General features: G+C 60.2%; 6 protein-coding genes. 3 read left to right on the top strand and 3 right to left on the bottom strand.

Features of this window, described 5'->3' with window-relative positions; genetic code table 11:
* Positions 1–58 precede the first annotated feature (58 nt).
* Both LJ738_RS11725 and LJ738_RS11720 read right to left on the bottom strand, forming a co-directional pair.
* Complete coding sequence (locus tag LJ738_RS11725; RefSeq protein WP_227786502.1) at positions 59–2,926, bottom strand: putative Ig domain-containing protein; 2,868 nt, start codon at positions 2,924–2,926, stop codon at positions 59–61.
* A 682-nt stretch (positions 2,927–3,608) separates the two neighbouring features.
* Positions 3,609–6,413, bottom strand: coding sequence for a 4-alpha-glucanotransferase (locus LJ738_RS11720; protein ID WP_227786501.1), 2,805 nt, complete (start codon positions 6,411–6,413; stop codon positions 3,609–3,611).
* Positions 6,414–6,573: 160 nt separating this feature from the next.
* Here LJ738_RS11720 and LJ738_RS11715 point away from each other — a divergent pair, with 160 nt between their 5' ends.
* Both LJ738_RS11715 and tamL read left to right on the top strand, forming a co-directional pair.
* Complete coding sequence (locus LJ738_RS11715; protein ID WP_227786500.1) at positions 6,574–11,811, top strand: translocation/assembly module TamB domain-containing protein; 5,238 nt, start codon at positions 6,574–6,576, stop codon at positions 11,809–11,811.
* A gap of 48 nt (positions 11,812–11,859) precedes the next feature.
* On the top strand, positions 11,860–14,226 hold the full coding sequence (gene tamL / locus LJ738_RS11710; protein ID WP_227786499.1) for a translocation and assembly module lipoprotein TamL: 2,367 nt from the start codon (positions 11,860–11,862) through the stop codon (positions 14,224–14,226).
* A 228-nt stretch (positions 14,227–14,454) separates the two neighbouring features.
* Here tamL and LJ738_RS11705 read toward each other — a convergent pair whose 3' ends face one another.
* On the bottom strand, positions 14,455–15,633 hold the full coding sequence (locus LJ738_RS11705; protein ID WP_227786498.1) for a hypothetical protein: 1,179 nt from the start codon (positions 15,631–15,633) through the stop codon (positions 14,455–14,457).
* Between the two features lie 630 nt (positions 15,634–16,263).
* Here LJ738_RS11705 and LJ738_RS11700 point away from each other — a divergent pair.
* Complete coding sequence (locus LJ738_RS11700) at positions 16,264–18,270, top strand: tetratricopeptide repeat-containing sensor histidine kinase (protein WP_227786497.1); 2,007 nt, start codon at positions 16,264–16,266, stop codon at positions 18,268–18,270.
* Positions 18,271–19,839: the final 1,569 nt, after the last annotated feature.

Here is a 19,839-nt window from a genome sequence, read left to right as displayed (position 1 = left end):
AAAGCCCCTCCCGAAGCGGGAGGGGCTTTTTTCATTTGCCGGTGTAGCGGCAGCTGTCTTATTCTTTAATGAGGCGCTTGGTCAGGTTCACCACCTGGCCGCCATTCTGGCCACGCACCAGCAGCGTATAGCTACCGCTGGCTATGGTGCGCAAATCCAGGGCGTGGGCGAGGCCCGCGTTCAGCGTTGCAACCAGCACGGTGCGGCCGGCGTCGTCGAGTACGCTCACTTGGTACACGCCAGCCGGCAGGGCCGTCAGGTCGAGCTTGGTGCCGGCAGCAGTGGCCGGGTTGGGGAACAGGCTAATGGCGGGAGCCAGTGCTTTGGTAAACGTCACGCTGCGCACGGGCGAGAAGTTCTCGGTGCCATCGGCGTCTACCTGCCGCAGGCGGTAGTACACCACGCCCGTGGCCTTGGCGCCGATGCCTGCATCCGTCAGCGTGTAGTCCGTTGCCGCCGAGCTCGTGCCTTGGCCCTTCACCTGGCCAATCTTAGCGAAGTCCGTGCCGTTGAGGCTGCGCTCCACGTCGAAGTGGTCGTTGTTCTTTTCGGAGGCGGTGCGCCAGGCAAGTTGGGCATCTTGGTTTTTTACGGCAGCCGTGAAGGCAGTCAGCTCAACTGGGAGCGGATACGCCCCAATATTGATTGTCACGCCTTGCAAGGTTATGCCCCCAGTAGCGTCGGTTGTTTTGGTTTGTACAGTGTACGTGCCGGACCGCAACAGCGTACGGTCGGTAACGGTGAACTGACCTGTGCTAGCATTCAGCCCAACCCCGGCCGGCAGGCTCGACCCACTCAGTACCGCATTGGTAATGCTCCCATCCGCATCGGTCACGGTAGCCAGCGAATACCCATTGGCATACGCCCCTGTCTTGGACGGGGCAGAAGTATATATTGCCTCGGTTTCGAACAAATTGACTCCTATCAGGGAAGTGGTTCGGCCACCCGTAACGTCCACGGTATTCACGGTGAAGGAATACCTGCCGTTGGCAAGAGCCGTGGCGTCGCTTACACTGAAGGCGCCCGTGGTGGGATTAAGAGCAGTGCCCGTTGGCAACACCCCTCCGGCTAACGTAGCCGATGATACAACGCCATCGGCGTCGGTCACGGTGGCCAGCGTCGTGTTGTTTGCTAAGGCATCCCGGTTATAGGATTGAACGGCGGTGTAAGCAGCTTCCACATCGTCGCGGATGGCGATTGTAACGTTCGTCGTGGTGAGGCCGCCTGCTATATCGGTCGTATTTACCGTGTAGGTATAGGTACCCACAAACGGCGCCGTGTCCGAACCGACGGAAAATTGCCCGGTTTGCGTGTTGAATAACATTCCCCTGGCTGCAGAACCTGTGAGCGTGGCGCCAGTCAGCGGACCATCGGCGTCGGTAACCGTAGCCAGCGTCGAGCCGTTGGTGAGGGCGTCGCGGTTGAACGTGTTGCCAGTCGAATAGGCGGCTTCTGTATCGGAAGAAATAATCTTGATAGTGACGCTAATCCCGGTTGTAGTACCACTTGCGGTACCGGTTGTGGTCACGGTAAAGGTGTAAATTCCAGCAGGAATATCTTTTTTGTTATCCCGCGAAAAAGTACCCGTAGCAGCATTAAACAGCAAGTTAGCTGGCAGTGTACCACCAGTTATAGAAGCGGTAGCAATAGCGCCATCCGGGTCGGTTACTGTAGCAATAACTTCGTTTTGATAATTCGCGCCATCTACATAAGCAACGTTTGGCGAGCTGTACACGGCTGGCTGGTTGCCGATGGCAATGGTATAGTTTACCGCAGGGCTGCTGCCGCCGTAAGGGTCTGACACAAAGTAGCTGAAGGCACGGCTGGAATTTGCTGCGCCGTTGGTATTCTTAAACTCCAGGGTCGCCGCCTCGGCTGCCGTCAGCGTCACATCGCTGGTGCCGGCAAGGACCGTCCGCACCCCACCGCGGGTGTAATAGACGGTTCCGAAGTTGATGCTGGCAATGCTCGACCCAACAATCGTATAGGTGAGCACGTCGTTGTTCGGATCGGTGCCCGTCATGGCTGGCAGTGCAGAGTATACCGTTGTGTTGGCAGTAACGCTGGCCGTCTTGGCTGCCGCCGTCGGAGTCGCATTGGTGGTAGTGGTTACGTTGGCGGCCGCAAGGGAACCGTTGTTATCCAACGGGTCAGCGTCGTCGGTATCAATACTGCTGCTGGCCGAACCGGTTACCGTAGAGGCGGGCATATTGAACTTGATGACGGATGTGGTGCTGGTGCCAACGGCCAGTAGCGGAACAGCTTGCAGGGTGAGCAAACCAGTGGCGTTGTTGTAGCTGCTGCCCGTTGGAAATACAGGGCTCTGCGTGTTCAGGCCAGGAGTGAGCTGCACCTTCGGCTGAACGCCGGAGGCATCATAGTCGCCGGATGCCGTAGTGGTGGCAGTGTAAACCACCTGCGTTCCTACCACGGCACGGGCGGGGCCCGTAAGCGTGGTTGCCACGTTGGCTTGCGTACACCAGCTCATGTAATCAATTCCGATGAACTGGCCCCCGGGATTTGTCAGATTGACGGTGTTTTGATAGGTAATCTGGAAGGAGGTAATGGGCTTATTAAAAGTGATGGTAACCGAGGCGAGTTCGGAGTTAGCCACATTATTCCTGATGCCAGTGATTCTGTTGCCGCTTATAGATGTATAAGCTGCGTCATTGGTGAACGTGGCATCGGAAGCCGATGATAAGTTCAGGACAACGCCATTGGCCTGGGAAGCAGCGAGGGTTACAACATCAACCCATCCCGATGCTCCTGCTCCCAAATCGATGTCCTGAATGTGGAGCGAGAAGTTGTTGACCGGACGGTTGAAAGAGTATGTAATCTGCGTGGTCGCATTTTGCGAGCTGGTATAATCGGCGCCCCAAAACAACGGCTGGCCATTTAGCGTGCCGCCATTGTTACCTACGTACAAAAAGGTTTCGGCTCCGCCTACTGGCTCTATGTAAGAGCCAGCCGTCGTAATTGTCGTGTTAGTATTCGCCGCACCGGCGTTGACCGGGGAATGGTTCTTCCAATCTTCATTCAGCTGCCGCTGAGAGAAATTAAGCGTCGTGGTGTTAGTACAAGCCGCCGTAGCCCTCGCGGCCGCAGCCGTACTTAACTGCTTGAACGCTACTTCACGCTTACGCAAATCAGCTGTGCCAACCTTGGGAGTGCTTTCGTTCAATTCAAGTAACGGCACTTGCGCCCGAATTCCTAAGGGTAGCAGAGCAAGGAAGGTGTACCAAAAGGGTAAAGAAAATTTCATAAAAACTTTTAGAGGTAAAAAAAAGCAAATGATTACAAAAGCAGCTTATTCAACTAAAAAGACAAACAGCACTCACTAAGCATTAAAAGCATCTAATTGCTGAGCTTATACTTGCTTTAAACTGGGCACAAACGTATTTTATATAGGATTTCGATTATTGAGCTTCTGGCCGAGTTGCCACTTTTTCTGGCCGAATGATTAATTGTATCCCCTAAGTGATTTGGCGTTTTCGGCAACCCCTGCATTTTCGCAACTGAATCAGCTGATGCTTTAGGCCTTAAAACAAAAACGGCCCCGCTTATGCGGGGCCGTTCATATAGGTAAGCTTAAAGGAATATTGAGCTAATCAGCTGCGGCCGCTGGCTGTTACCAGCGCCTGCAGCGGCTCGTTGAAGCCCACGGCGTCAACCAGCTCCTCCAAGGGCAGGTGCAGACGGTATTTCCAGAAGTGGGTGGGGTTGCTGGGCACGTTGATTTGCTCGTCGTGCGGGTTGGCGCGGCGCAGGTTGCGGTCCATGGCCAGCAGGTCCTGCAGCGGGAAGATGGCCCACATGGCGGGCGAGTGCAGGTGCTGCACCACAATTTCGCGCGCTACCCAAGGCTCGCAGTAGAAGGGCGCCACTTCGCGCCAGTGACCCAAGATGGTTTCGAAGAAGCGCTGGGTACGCACCCGGTCTTCTTCCCACCAGCCGCGGATGGTGCTCATGTCGTGGCTGCTGGTCGTGACAACGCTCAGGTAAGCGGCGGTGTCGGGGTGGCCGAACTCGGTTTCGGGGTTGGAGGGCATGCGCTGGATGTTCAGGCCCAGGATGCCAAGCTCCTTCATCACGCCGGGCACGGAGGCTGGCACCATGCCGAGGTCTTCGCCGCAGATGAGCATGTCGGTGGCGTAGCGCACGGGCGGCAGCTTCACGAGGCCCTGCTGGCGCCAGAACTCTTCGTGGCGGCGGAAGAAGAAGTCGACGTAGATGTCGTCGTAGAGGCGGCGGCGGTCTTCGTCGGTGTCGAGCTCGCGGAACGAGTAGCTCTTGTTGAGGGTGATGCGTGGGTGGTAGAAGTCATCGCCGGCGGGCACAAACAACACCTCATTCACCAGCTGGAACAAGCCCTTCTGCAGCCAGGCAAAGTAGTCGGCGTGCTCGGGCGCGACGGCCAGCTTCTGGGCAATGTAGGCCTCAATCTTACGCTGGGTGTCCACGGCCTCCTTCAGGTGGATGCGGCCATAGCTGGCGTCGTACATGTACTCATCGAACACCGACTGGGCCTCGCCCTGGAAGATATCCTGAAGCATGTGCCAGCGGATGTACGGCTCGCACAGGCGGCTGTAGTCAAACCAACCCAAGCGGCGCTGAATCTCATGGCGGTGCAGCGGCAAGGCCGGCGAGAAATGGCCCAACAAGCCCTCCACCGATTCAATGGGCATTTCCCAGATGCGGAAGAAGCCCAGAATGTGGTCGATGCGCAGGGTATCGAAGTAGCGGGCGAGGTGGCCCATGCGCTGCTTCCACCACTTGTAGCCGTCCAGGGCCATGCGCTCCCAGTTGTAGGTGGGGAAGCGCCAGTTCTGGCCGGTGGTGGAGAAATCGTCCGGCGGGGCGCCGGCCTGGCGGTCCATGTGGTAGAGCTTGGGCTGGGTCCAGGCGTCTACGGAGTGGCGGTAGATGCCGATGGGCAGGTCGCCCTTCAGCACCACGCCGCGGCTGCGGGCGTAGTTCACGGCCTCGCGCAGCTGCTTGTCGAGATGGAACTGCGTGAAGAAGAACAGGCCGTACTCGTCGTAGTCAGAAGCGGTTTCGGCAGTGAGTTGAGCTAAGTTTTGCGGGGTGCGGAACTCGGTGGGCCACTGCTGGAAGTCGGCGGTACCGAACCGGTCGCGCAGGGCCGAGAAGGCGGCGTAGGGCACCAGCCAATCGGCTTGGCTGCTCAGGAACTCGCGGTAGTCGGGGTTGGCCAGGAATGTCTTTTTCTCCTGCTGGTAGAGCAGCTTGAGAAACTTCCACTTGGCGTTCATCACCGGCTCGTAGTCCACGAAGTCTTTGGCGTTCAGCTCCTGCTTGAGCTGGGCCATTTCGCTGGCGGCTTTCTTGTCCTTGAGAGTCGCGATGCCTTCGAGGTGGATGAACTGCGGATGCAGGGCAAACACCGAAATGGCGGCGTACGGGTAGGAATCGACCCATGTGTGGGTGGCCGTGGTGTCGTTGATGGGCAGAATCTGCACCAGCTTCAGGCCGGTTTGCACGGCCCAATCGGTGAGCAGCTTCAGGTCGGCGAATTCGCCCACGCCGAAGCCGTTTTCGCTGCGCATGGCAAATACGGGCAGGGCTACCCCGGCACCACGCCACGCATCCGGGTAGCGGTAAGCTTCGTCATTGAAAACCCGGGCCGCGGTGCGGTTGGTGGTGGCGGGAATCACACGGTTTTCGCCGCCCTCCATGTCCAGGGCGTGGCCGGCCTGCGCATCCCAGATGGCGTATTTGTACTGGCAGTCCTCGGTGGGGTTTTGCAGCGTGATGGTGCCGGCCCAGGTCGGGAAATCCTTATCCGACAGCACGAGGCCTTTGGTGTTGTCCCAGGCGCCCAGGGCCGGGTCGGAGCCGAGGATGCACAGGCCGTACTGTGGCGGCACACGCGGCGCCATCAGGCGAAACAGGGTTTGGCCAGCGCCGGGGGCGGCCACGGAAGTAGCCGCTGGGGTAGCTACCGGCGCTTCGGTCACGGCTTTGCCGGATTTGGCTTTTTTCCCATTGTTGGTTGGGGCCGCAGCGCTGGTTGTTGAGGCGGGCCGCCGAAACAGGGCCTTGGTGAAGGCAGCCGTGAACAGCTCATTTTCGGGTTGGGACGGGGAGCGCCAGTAATCGGCCAGCTGCAAGCGCGGCGCGCGGGAAGCATCGTAGGCGATGCTGCGGTTGGGACCGAATTCCCAAGTCTGGCTGCCGGTGTTGGCGTCGAGCAAGGCATATTTATAGGTAAGCACTTGTTCGGCTGCCGCATCGCCCACGGTCAGCTCATAGCTCCAGCAGCCCGTGGCTTCGTCGTAGAGCATGATGGCCGCGGTGGCCAGCTGCCAATTGCCCAAATCGGGATGGGAGCCGCACACGGCCAGGCGCTGGCCAAATGCGGTGCGGTAGGGAAGAGAAAAGCGTAGTATCATGCAATCGGTGAGTTTGGGGGGCGCAAGATAAGGCGGGCATGTGGCAGCCCGCATCAAGCTCAACTATATGCATTCGGCGGCAAATAGTTGCCAACCCGGGCCGTAGGTTTTGCGTTTGGAACCTCGTCCCGTTCTGTTCGCCGCTTACTCACCTTCTGCTTTGTCCACTTTTTTACGCCGTGCCCTTTACGGACTGCTCGGGCTTCTGGCCCTGGTTCTCGTCCTCGTAGTAGCTGTAGTGGTGGTATTGCAATTTCCCGCGGGGCAGGATTTTGTGGCCCGTCGGGCCGAAAGCTACCTGCGCGGCAAGCTGAAGACGGAGGTGCGCATTGGGAAATTTCGCACCGATTTCCGCCACGCCATCAACCTCGACGGCGTGTACCTGGCCGACCAGCAGCGCGACACCCTGCTGTCGGTGGGCCACCTCGGCGTCGACCTCGACATCCTGGCGCTGCTGCACAGCCAGATCAACGTGTCGAACGTAGAGCTGAACGACGGCCGCGTGCGCCTGACCCGCACCGAGCCCGACTCGGTGAACAACTACGACTTCATCATCGATGCCTTCGTGGACCCCAACGCGCCCACCGACACCACGGCCTCCAAGCTCAAGTACGACATCGGCAAGCTGCGGCTCACCAACATCTACTTTACCCAAAACGACCAGATAACCGGCTCCGACGTGCGCGCCCGCCTGGGCGAGCTGACGGTGAACATGGACGAGGTAGATGTGGATAAGTCTATCTACAAAGTGGATAACGTCGCTCTCCGTCGAGCTTCCATCGCCATTGTGCAAACCAAAACGGCCCCGGAAGTGGATAACCCCGCTCCTACCGAGCCGCTCACGCTGCAGTTTGGCCTCAACAAGGCCACCCTCGACAGCGTGGCCTTTACGTATAAGAACAACCCCGCAGCTCAATTTATCAGCACCAACATTGGGCTGGCCGACATCACGGCCCGCAACATTGACCTGCGCAATGAGCGGATTGACCTCACCAAGCTCACCCTCAAAAACACGCGCTTCGCCTACGCCCAAAACGAAAACGTGCCCGTGGAAGAGCGGGTGGTGAACCCCGCCGAGGCCGTGCGCAAGCTCGACGAAGCCGCTGACAAGACCAAAGCCGCCACCGGCCAGCCCCTGAAGTGGCGCGTGACGTTGGCCCAATCCGACATCAGCGGCCTGGATGTGGCCTTCGACAATTTCAACCAGCCCAAGCAGCGCACCCGCCTGCCGGCCATGGACTACAACCACCTCCACTTCTCGGATTTGGTGCTGAACACCCGGGACTTTTCCTTTTCCGAAAACCGCACCACGGCCAAGGTGGACAACCTGGCCGGCCGCGAGCAAAGCGGCTTTCTGGTGAATAAGTGGCGCGCCAACGTGGTGTACGACTCGGTGCAAATCCGCCTCGACAGCCTCGATTTGATTACGCCGCACACCCGCATCCGGCGCACGCTGGCCATTGGCTACGAAAGCCTGGCGGCCCTGGGCAACTCCAAGAACCTGCCCAACCTGAAGATTGAAGGCGATTTGCGCAACGTGCGCCTCGGCTTCCGCGACATCCTGTACCTGGCCCCGGACCTGGCCGGCACCTCCCCGTTCAATACCGGCCCCAACCAGTCGGTGCTGCTGAACGGGCAGATTGCCGGGCGCGTGGGCGACTTCACGGTGCGCAACCTGGAGTTTGTGGGGCTGCGCAACACGGTGCTGCGCGCCCGGCGCGGCCGCATACAGGGCCTGCCCAACGTGGACTCGCGGCTGTACGCCGACCTAGACATCCAGCAATTCAGCACCACCGAGGCCGATATCCGCAGTTTGGCGCCGAAGGGCAGCATCCCGACCAACATCAGCATTCCGCCGTCGCTGGCCGTGAGCGGCACGTTCCGGGGGCGGCCCACCACGCTGCAGTTCAACACCAACCTGCAGTTGCGCAGCACCTACGGCGACATGGCGTTTAGCGGCAACCTGGGGGCGGCACAGGCCAACGGCCGCCAGCCGGTGGTGGGCACGTTTGCCACGAAGGGCTTTGACTTTGGCCGCCTGCTGAAAAACCCGCAGCTGGGCCGCGTCACGGCCACCGGGCGCATCAATGCCACGGGCAACCTGAAAGACCCCGGCACGCTGGTGGGCCAGGTGAACGCCAACGTGCAAAGCGCCCGCTACAACGGCTACAACTACCACGGCGTGGTGGCTAAGGTAGACCTCGACCGCAACCGCTTCGTCATCAGCGCCAACAGCAAGAACGACCCCAACCTAAACCTGGACCTGCAGGCCGTGGTGAACCTGCGCGACCCGCGCAACCCCACCTACGAAGTGACCTCGCTGAACCTGCGCGGCGCCAACCTCACGGCCCTGGGCTTCTACACCGGCGGCGACCTGCGCGTGCAGGGCAACCTCAACGCCAACCTATCGGGCAGCAACCTCAACACGCTCAATGGCACCTTCAGCGGCACCAACGTGGTGCTGGTGCGCGACAACCAGCCCTTTGCGTTTGATACGCTACGCGGCAAAATCACGCAGACCGCCACGCGGGCCGCGCTGGACTTCACCTCCAACATCGTGGCCGCGAAGCTCGATGGCAACGTGCACCTCGGCGACCTGGCCCCGGAGCTGGAGCAGCATATTGACCGCTACTTTGACCTGCCCGGCGTGCGGTACGTGCCCAGCGCCGCCGACCGTCACTTTACGTATTCACTGCAGCTGAAAGACGGCAAGCTGGCCACCAAGCTGGTGCCCGGCCTCAAGCAGATTTCGCCCTTCACACTGGCCGGCGACTACAGCCGCCAGGCCGCCCGCCTCACGGCCAATACCAGCATTCCCATCATCCGGTACAACAACTACCGCATCGATTCGCTGCGCCTGAACGTGGACTCCGATGCCAGCAAGCTCGACTATGGCCTGCGCATGGCCCAGGCCGCGCAGGATACTACGCTGAAGCTGCGCCGCCCGAGCATCATCGGCAACGTGGCCAACAATAAGGTATTCACCCGCGCGGCCATCCTCGGCGACTCTTCTACCCGTGAGCGGCTGGCGCTGGCCGGCACGCTGCAGTCCTTGCCCGTGCCCGGCAGCCGCGACCAGGTTATCTACCAGTTTTCGGCCGCGCCCGAGCAGGTGCTCAACTACCAGAACTGGACGGCCGGCGCCAACAACTACGTGCGCTACTACCCCACCGGCGCCGTGGTGGCCGACGGCCTGCGCCTCACCAACGGCCGCAGCAGCCTGGCGCTGCAAAGCCAGAACCCGGCCGTGCCCACTTCGCCGCTGGGCGTCACGTTTACCAATTTTGAGCTGGCCGAGCTGGCCCGCATCGTGCAGCAGCAGGATTCTTTGGTGGCCGGCACGCTCAATGGCACGGCCCGCATCGACAACCTGGGCACCAAACGCCAGGCCTTCACGGCAGACGCCACGGTGAGCAACCTGGTGTTTCAGAAAGCCGCCATCGGCGACATTGCCCTGCGGGCCACCAACCCCGCCCCCAGCCGCTACGACGTGGACGCCCGCCTCACCGGCGGCGCGGCCGGCAGCGTGGGCGGCAGCGGCAACGACGTGCACCTCACCGGCACCTACCTAGCCAGCAGCGCCACTCCGCTTAACTTTACTGTGGATGCCAACCGGCTCAACTTGAAACTGGTGGAGCCGTTCTCGGTGGGCCAGGTGCGCAGCGCCACCGGCTTCGTGCATGGGCAGCTGAGCGTGACCGGCGCGCCCGCCACGCCCCAGATTCGCGGCACCCTCACCACTTCCGACGACGCCGGCTTTACCGTGCCGCAGCTGGGCTCGCCTTTCCGCCTGCCCAACCAAGACCTCACGTTTGACAACCGGGGCATTGCCTTCCACGACTTTACCGTGCTGGATTCGGCTTCCAATAAAGCCGTGGCCAACGGCTACCTGCTGACCAAGGACTTTATCAACTACTCCTTCGATATGCGGGCCACGACCAACAACTTCATGGCCGTGCGCAGCACCCGCGCCAACAATGAGCTGTTTTACGGCCGGCTGGTGCTCGATTCGGATACGCGCCTGACCGGGCCGGTTTCGCTCATCAAAGTTGACACCCGGGTGACGGTGGTGGAGGGCTCGAACCTCACCGTGGAATCGCCGAATGCCACGCCCACTGCGGTGGAGCGGGCAGGCATTGTGGAGTTCATCGACAAAAGCGCCCCGCTTGATACCATGCTGGCCCGCAAAGTGGCGCTGGACACCACCAAGGTTGACGCCACCGGCTACGACCTGACGGCCGTGGTCACCATCAACGACCGCACGCCGTTTACCATCGTCATCGACCCGGTGAGCGGCGATAACCTGCGCGTGCGGGCCGCTGGCACCCTCAACACCAACATTGCGCCGGACGGCACCATCACCCTGAGCGGGCGGCTCGACGTGGCGCGCGGCCAGTACCACATGTCGCTCTACGACCTGGCGTCGCGCGATTTCATCATCCGCCGGGGCTCGTCCATCACCTGGGACGGTGACCCCTACAACGCCGACCTCAACGTGACGGCCCTGTACAAGGTGCGGGCCGCGCCTGCCGAGCTGCTGTCCGGCCAGGGCCTCGACGACGCCACCAGCAACACCCTCGCGCGCAACCGCCTTCCGTTCAACGTACTGCTGAACGTAACCGACCAAATTAGCAAGCCCACTATTGGCTTCGACATCACGCTACCCGAAAACCAGCGCGGCGCCCTGGGCGGCCAAGTAGAAGCCAAGCTGGCCCAGCTGCGCCAGCCCAACCAGAACTCGGAAATGAGCAAGCAGGTGTTTTCGCTGCTGGTGCTGGGCCGCTTTGTGGCTCAGAATCCCTTCCAGACCAGCAGCGGCGAAGGCGTGGTGGCCAGCCAGCTGCGCGGCAGCGCCAGCGCGGTGCTCACCGACCAGCTCAACAACATTACCGACAAGTACCTCTCGGGCCTGGGCCTGGACCTGGGCCTCACCAACCAGGCCGACTACAGCTCGGGCGAAGCCCGCAGCCGCACCGACCTGAACGTGGCCGTGCGCCGCCAGCTGCTCAACAACCGCCTCACCGTGCGCGTGGGTACCGACATTGCCCTGAGCGGCAACACCGGCACCCAAACCACCACCGGCCAGACGCCCCCCAGCAACCTGACCGGCGACGTGAGCCTGGAATACTCGCTGCTGGCCGATGGCCGCCTGCGGGTGCGCGTGTTCCGCCAGAATGCCTACGAGGACATCGATGGCCAAATTGTGCGCACGGGGGCCGGCCTGGTGTTCCAGCGCGAGTACCGCGACCTGGCCGACCTGTTCTCGAAAGTACCGAAGAGCGTCAAGGAAGAGCGGAAAGAGAACCGCAAGCAGGAAAAAGTGGATAAGAAAGCCGAGCAGGACTCTGTCCAGAGCCAGCCCACGGCCCGGGTCGACACTTCGCGGGTGAAAAAATAGAAGACTGAGGAATCAAGAATGAAGCATTATCACCGACTTTTTAACACCATGCGGACTTTGCTACGCGGCGGCTGGCGCATGCTGCCGCAGCACCAGCTGCCAGGGGGCTGGAGGGCCTGGAAGCCTCAGTTTACATTCTTCGTTCTTCTTTCCTCCTTCCTCATTCTGTCGGGCTGCTCGGGCCTGCGCTTCATTCCCGAAGGCCAGAAACTGTACACCGGCAGCAAAGTCACCATCAAGACGCCGGAGAAAATCACCAACCAAGCGGCGCTGCAAACCGAGCTGGAGTCCGTGGTTCGGCCCAAGCCCAACGGCTCCATTCTGGGGCTGCGGCCCAAGCTGTACTTCTGGGGCCTGGGCCAGGGCAAGACCAAGGGGTTGGGCCACTTCCTGGCCGACAAGTTCGGCGAGCCACCGGTGCTGCTGAAGGACGTGAAAATCAGCGCCACCGAGGGCCTAATGACCAACCGGCTGTACAACAACGGCTTCTTCAAGGCAGGCGTGAGCCATGAGGTGAAAACCCAGGAAAAAACGGCTCAGGTTGACTACACGGCCACGGTGGGCAAGGTGTACACCATTCAGGAAATCCACTTTCCGGAGCGCGACACGCTGGTGGACGCCGCCATTCGGGGCACGCAGCCCGGCACGCTACTCAAAGCCGGCGATGCCTACAACCTGAACACCTTCACCGCCGAGCGGGTGCGCATCGACAATGCCCTGAAAAACCAGGGCTACTTTTACTTCACGCCTGATTTTCTGCTGTTCCAGGTCGACAGCACCCTCAACAACAAGGTGAACGTGTACCTGCGCGTGAAAAGCACTGCCCCCGCCCGGGCCACCCGCCCCTACTGGCTGGATGTGATAAAGCTGAACACCAACTACGTGCTCACCGACACCACCCGGCGCGAGCCGATACGGTACCGCGGCTACGAGTACTACCCCGACGAGAAGGTGTTTAAGGCCAAGGCCATTACCAACGCCGCCTTTCTGTACCCGGACAGCCTGTACCGGCGCAAGCGCCGCGACCAGACCATCAGCCGCCTGATGAGCTTGAACGTGTTCAAGTTTGTGGAAATCCGCCTGAAGCCGGCCGCTGCGGGCGACTCGGCCGGCCGCGCCCGCCTCGACGCCGACGTGCTGATGAGCCAGCTCAAGAAGCAAAGCCTGCGCGCCGACCTGCAGATGGTGACCAAAAACACGGGCTTCACGGGGCCGGGCCTTACGCTGTCGTACCGCAACCGCTCGGCCCTGCGCGGCGGCGAGCAATTGCTCATCAACGCCACTGCCATTGCCGAAACCCAGACCCGTGCCCCAACCGGTGCCGAATCGCGCAACAATTCCGGGCTGACCTCGACGGAGTTCGGTATCAATGCCCAGCTGGTAGTGCCGCGCATCCTCTCCCCCGACCTGCCGCTGCTCGACATTACCCTCACCAACTCCGACTTCCAGCCGCACACCACGTTTGGGGCCGGCGTGCGCTACATCACCCGCACGGGCTTTTTCAGTACCTCCAACTTCAATTTCAACTACGGCTACAGCTGGAAAACGAAGATTACCAACGAGCAGGAGCTCCGCCCGATTGACATTGAGTACAGCTTGGTTTCGACCACGCCCGTGTTCGACAGCATTCTGACTAAACGGCCGTTTCTGCGCAACTCCTTTGAGCAGCAGTTTATCCTGGGCAGCAGCTACCGCTACACCTACAACCAGCAGGTGCTGGAGCAGCGCCGCCAGCAAATCTTCTTCCAGGGCATGGCCGAGGTGAGCGGCAACGTGGCCGGAGCCCTCAGCGGAGCTTTCGGGTCGAGCAAAGACGACAAAGGCCGCTACACGCTGTTCAGCCAGCCTTTTTCGCAGTACACCAAGTTCGATTTGGAGCTGCGCGAGTACTACCGCATCTCGGCCAATCCCACCTCCGGCAACCGCATTGTGGCCCGCCTGCAAGCCGGCATCGGGCTGCCCTACGGCAACTCCCGCTCCCTGCCTTACCTGCGCCAGTACGGCATTGGGGGGCCCAACTCCATCCGGGCCTTTGCGCCCCGCGAGCTGGGGCCCGGCACTTATAAGCCGGCTCTGACCACGGACCAAGTCATCAGCTACTACGACCAGGTGGGTGACCTGCGCCTCGAAGGCAACCTCGAATACCGCCAGGACCTAGTGCCCTACCTCAAAGGCGCCGTATTCGTCGATGCCGGCAACATCTGGCTCATGAACTCCGACCCCGACCGCCCCGGCGGGGAGTTCAAAGCCAGCAGCTTCTTGAGCCAGATGGCCGTGGGCGCTGGCGTGGGCCTGCGCATCGACGTGCAGTACTTCGTCATCCGCTTCGACTACGCCATTCCGCTGGTGGCGCCCTACGGCACGCCCACCAGCACCGCCGGCCGCCTCAACCTGGCCATCGGGTACCCATTCTAGAGAGAAGTTAGAAAGTATATTAGCAGAACAACCAACTCCCCTCCTTACCAAGGAGGGGATGTTCGAGCCAACGGCTCGGACGGGGGTGGTTGAGCCGTTGAACGATGCAAGAACGACTCGGCATGGAATCGTTCAACGATTCAACCACCCCCGTTTTCGCTGCGCGAAAACATCCCCTCCTTACCAAGGAGGGGAGCTTGCTGTTCTGCTATCTCAGCCCAATTTTCATCACCGAATTATCGGGCAGCGCTCAAACGGCCGGCTTTCATCGAACAGCTTGCGGTAGGTGATGTGCGTTTTGCAAATCTTGGCGCCGATGGAGCGCGTGGTGGCCAGCATGCGGGGGTTGAAATCGCCAATCCAGTTCATTTCGATGTCGGTGTAGCCGGCCACCTGGAAGGCTTTTTGGGCGTGCACCAGCATCACTGCGTCCACGTTTTTGCCTTGGTGGGCGGGCACCACACCATAAATAACCCCGAACATCTTCTTCGGTCGGCGACGCTGGTAGCGCCACCGTTCCCACAGGAAACGCAGCTTGCCCACGAGGTCGAGGCGCGGCCCTACATGCTTCAGAATCTGGTTGAGCTCGGGCAAACTCAGGAAGAAGGCCACCGGCTCGTCGTGGTGGTACGCAAACCAGAGCAGCCGCTCGTCGAGCACCGGGCGCATTTGCTGCACCAGCTGACGGGCCTTGTCCAGGCTCATTTCCGGCACGCCGGAGTGGTTGGCCCAGGCCAGATTGTATACGTGGTGGAAGTCGCGGGCCATGCGCTCGGGGTCGCGCTTCAGGGCGTGGCGAAACTGGTAGGCGGGCTGCTCGGCCGCGAAGGCCTCGGCCCGCTTCGCGAAGCTGGGGTGCAAGGGCATATCTACGTCGCGCCAACAGGTGTACTGCTTGAAATACAGCTGGAAGCCGTAGCCTTCGAACAGCTGCTGGTAATACGGCGGGTGCCAAAACATGCCGTAGTTGGGCTCCAGCTCAAAGCCATCCACGAGCAGGCCCCAAAACCGGTCCCGCTCGCCAAAGTTGATGGGGCCGTCCATGGCCTGCATGCCGCGCGCCGCCAGCCACTCCCGGCCGGCGTCAAACAGCGTGTTGGCCGCCGCCTGGTCGTTGATGCACTCAAAGAAGCCCAGGCCACCCGTGGGCAGGTCGGCATCGGCCACGGCGGGCATGTCGCGGTTCAGAAACGCAGCCAGCCGGCCAATCACCTGGCCCGCGTCGTCCGTCAGCACCCACCGGATGGCCTCGCCATGCGCAAAATTCAGATTCTTAATTGGGTCAAACACGGCTTCGACCTCGGCGGCCAACGGCCCGATGTAGACCGGCTGCCTGCGGTGCAGACGGGCGGGAAGGTCATGAAATAGCCGCGCTTGGCGGGCATCAATAACTTTGACTAGCGGCATGGGAAGGACGCGAACAAGTGAGCAAAGCTTCCCAACAACAGAACGGCGGGAACAGCCCGGAAAGGCCGCAAAGAAACACCCGCCAGCCCGCTTAAGGCAGCGTCCGCTCCGCAAGGCACTGCCGTGGCACGCAAGCAGCACCGTACCAACGGCACAAAACCAACACCAACACCCTGACTGGCAATGCCAACCAGTACTTATTGAGCTGACTTTAGCTCAACTGCAGCCAGCAGCGGGAAGGCGAAAGCGTTTGCGATGTGCGACGCGGAGTTGGTATAAAGCCCCTCCTACACCCGCGGCCGCGGTTGAGCTTAAGGCTCCTGCCGCAGGCCGTTGGCCTACCGGGCAAATAATCCTAAGCCAGCGCATTACCAAGGAGCTTCGCTCGCTATATTAGACAATCTTATTTCCTTATCCATGGCAATTACCTGAACAGTAGCAGAGTTCTGCGCACCGCTCCGCTGTAAGTTTTTGAGCTAAAAGCAGAGCTTCCTTACAGGAAACAGTACTGTTGAGCTACTGATGCCTCGGCCCGGCACGATGGAAAGTGCCCCAGGCTGCCCATCCGTGTTTCGTTCTTCTTCACCCGGATAGAGCTTCTGCTTTTCAGATAGAACTTCTTTTCCTGTCATGAACATCTTTTTGCTGCTGTTGCTGTGGTGGGCTGGCCCGGAATCCTTATTTCCGGCGCCCCAGCACGATGCCCGGATAGACAGCTTACAACGGCTGCTGGCCACGGCGCCGCCCGATTCGGCCCGGGTGCTGTTGCTGGCCCAGCTGGCCTACGAGCACACCCAAACGGCGCCGCTGTCCACCATTTACTACGGCCAGCAGGCCCTGCAGCTCGCCCAGAAACTGCAGTTTCCGCGGGGCGAGGCCTGGGCGCTGGTACGGCTGGGCTCCGGCTTTCGGGAAGCCGGCAACTACCCCGCCGCGCTGCAAGTGGGGCTGCAAGGCCTGCGCATGGCCGAGGCCCTGCACGACCCGGAGCTAATCGGGCGCGCCACCAACGCGTTGGGCTACCTCAACTGGGAGCAGGGCAACAGCCGCACCGCCCTGGCCTACCTGTTTCGGGCCAAAACAGTGGCCGAAAAAAGCCAAAACGTGAAGCTGCTCACCCGCGTGATGGGCAACATCGGCAACGTGTACGTGCAGCTCAACCGCCTCGACTCGGCCCTGCTCTACTCCCAAAAAGGATATGCGCTGGACCTGAACCAGCACGACCTGACCAGCGAAGTGGGCGATGCGGCCATGCTCGGCAACATCTACTCCGGCCTGGGCCGGCCCCAGCTGGCCCAGCGCTACTACCGCAGCAGCATTGCGCGGGCCACCGGCCAGCGCATCACGTTTGCGCTCTGCCGGGCCTACCTGGGCCAGGCCCGGCTCTACCAACGCCAGCACGGCCCCACGTCCGATTCGGCGCTCTATTCCGGGCGGCAGGCGCTGGCCGCGGGGCAGTTGGGCCAATACCCCAAGGGAATTCTGGAAGCCAGCCAGTTTCTGGCTTCGGCGTATGCCGCCCGGCGCGACAGCGCCGCCGCGTTTCGCTACCTCACGCTGGCCAGCACCACGCGCGACAGCCTGTTCAGCCGCACCAAGATGGCCCAGGTGCAGGCGCTGGACGTGAGCGAGCGGCTGCGCCAGCAGGAGCTCGCCGACCAGGCCGCCGAAGCCGCCGCCGAGCGCCGCTACCATTGGCTGCTGGCCGCGTTGGCCAGTACCCTGCCGGCCCTGCTGCTGCTCTGGCTCAACAACCGGCACAAGCAGCGCGCCAACCAGCAGCTCAACGCCCAAAACGCCCAGATTGCCCACCAGCGCGACGAGCTGAGCAGCACCCTGGAGCAGCTGCAGGCCACCCAGGCCCAGCTGGTGCAAAGCGAGAAAATGGCCTTTCTGGGCGAGCTAACCGCGGGCATCGCCCACGAGCTGCAAAACCCGCTGGCCTTCGTAAAAAACTTCGCCGATGTGAGTGCCCTGCTCGTGGATGACATGGCCGACGGCAGCCCCCACCGCCCCACCCCCGACCACAGCCAGGGCATTCTGCTGGCCGGCCTCAAGCAGAACCTGCGCGAAATCAGCGAGCACGGCCAGCGCGCCACGTCCATCATTTCCGGCATGCTGGCCCGCTCGCGCAACGGCAGCGCCCCCCTCGCCCCCACCAACCTCAACCAGCTCACCGAGGAGTACCTGCGCCTGGCCTACCAAGGCCTGCGCGCCAAAGACCCGTCTTTTCATGCGGCCCGCACCAAGCATCTGGCCCCCAACCTGCGCCCGGTGCCCGCCGTAGCATCCGATTTGGGCCGGGTGCTGCTCAACTTATTCACCAATGCGTTTTATGCCGTGCAGCAGCGCCAGAAATTGGGCGAAGCCGGCTATGTGGGCGAAGTCAGCGTCAGCACCCGCCAGCTGCCCACGGGGTACGTCGAAATTCGGGTGCGCGATAACGGGACCGGCATCCCGGAGGCCGTGAAGGAGAAGGTGTTTCAGCCGTTTTTCACCACCAAGCCCACCCACGAGGGCACGGGCCTGGGCCTTTCCCTCTCGCACGACATCGTAACCCAAAGCCACGGGGGTACCCTCACCGTGGAATCACAGGAAGGCGAATTCACCGAGTTCATCATCTGCTTGCCCGGTTAGCCGTCCCAACTGCGGTACCAGCCGCCGGCTCGCCGGGTGGGTACTACTACGACTGCGAGGCAGATGTTGCCCCCGTTTCCTGGCCCCGCGGTGCCCCACGCGAAGAACCCGGCGGGAGCGGGCCCCGAAAGTCCTTGTTCATTTCAAACTGACCAAACAGGTAACAGAATGGACATTGCTGCCGCTCATCGCCGGTGCCAGCCACGCGGTAGGCCATCGAAATGCGCTGCGCAATCCGGCAGCGGGGGTGCGTATGGTATAGCCGCCGCCCGTCCTTCTCCGGTATACTTGAATAAAATGGAAAGAAGTCGCTCATGGCATAGTTGTTTTTCTTATAAACATAGTGACATTTTTTTGAAAAATAAGCATACCCCTTCCGATTTTTATCAGATAAGGATTTGCTTGGTTTCACCCGGTATCGCACTGGTAAGTACCCACGCAGAAGTAAGCGTATTCAAATGAACGTCATGCTGAGCGGAGCCGAAGCGTCTCTCCCGCTTCGTTGAATGGCTCGGACGAAGCAGTAGAGATGCTTCGACAAGCTCAGCATGACCGCCTTTTTACTATGCGGTTACTTCTGCACGACTACTTTCCACGGCTCGAAAGCCTCATCATGCCCACATTATTCGTATATATTTAGTAGGAAGCCTTCAGCTCAATTGTTGGTGGCAGGCACTAGCCTCAACTGTGCTGGCTTGCCGGCGCCTTGATAGCCGCCCTTATCTCAGGCATTTGAGAAGTTCGCTTGTGGCCTTTGCCGACTTTCTTAGCTGGGCCACATTTTGCATCTCAGCCGATGCTACTTCCCCAGGGCCTTTCCCAAGCTTGACAAACCAGCTTCGGGGAAATGCCCGCCTAACTCCCGATTAGCCATGCTCGTGCCATTCGAATGCGAAATCAATGTCTTTAAAAAGAATCAAAATCGCCTATTTTTTCTTGTAAAGTACTTGTAATCAAAAGTATATAACGTATAAAGAGTTGATAGCACAATTATATTGCCGATTCTATAGCACCTAGCAGTATTTGTACTTTGCCACCAAAAATTAATACGTAAAGGCTAAAGTTTAATACGTAAAAACATTAATTCCAAAACTCGTCAATATTGACTTACCATTAAATAGTTACAATTTTACCACACAAGCAACTTATAGCCGCCATTATTCACAACAAGTACTCTGGTTTTCTACCCAATATTCTGGAGCACCCTATCAGCTTTTTGCCCTGATTGTCAGGGTCCTGCCTAGTTTATTCCCCGCTCCATTGCGCAACACCACGGGCTCTCAGAATGCCTCCTCTCACGGGGAAGGCCGGTGGCCTCTTGCGTCCACAGCATTAAACACTCTGTAATTCATCACTTAACACTCACCGCTATGCTCATCTCCCAGCTATTGCCCCACCCAATCGCCAGCCATTATGCCTCTTAACCTTAATCTATCATAATTATGGAAACAGCTATAAGAGTACCCATTCATTGTCAAGGCTTTTCTGCCTTTCGATTTTCAATTTTCATACAGCTACTCAGACTCTACATTAGCAAAAATCTTACTCCCAAGCGTCGGTTACAGCACA

Source organism: Hymenobacter plasmatis, assembly GCF_020711255.1.
Lineage (GTDB): Bacteria > Bacteroidota > Bacteroidia > Cytophagales > Hymenobacteraceae > Hymenobacter.
This window is presented reverse-complemented; position numbering and strand designations above follow the sequence as displayed.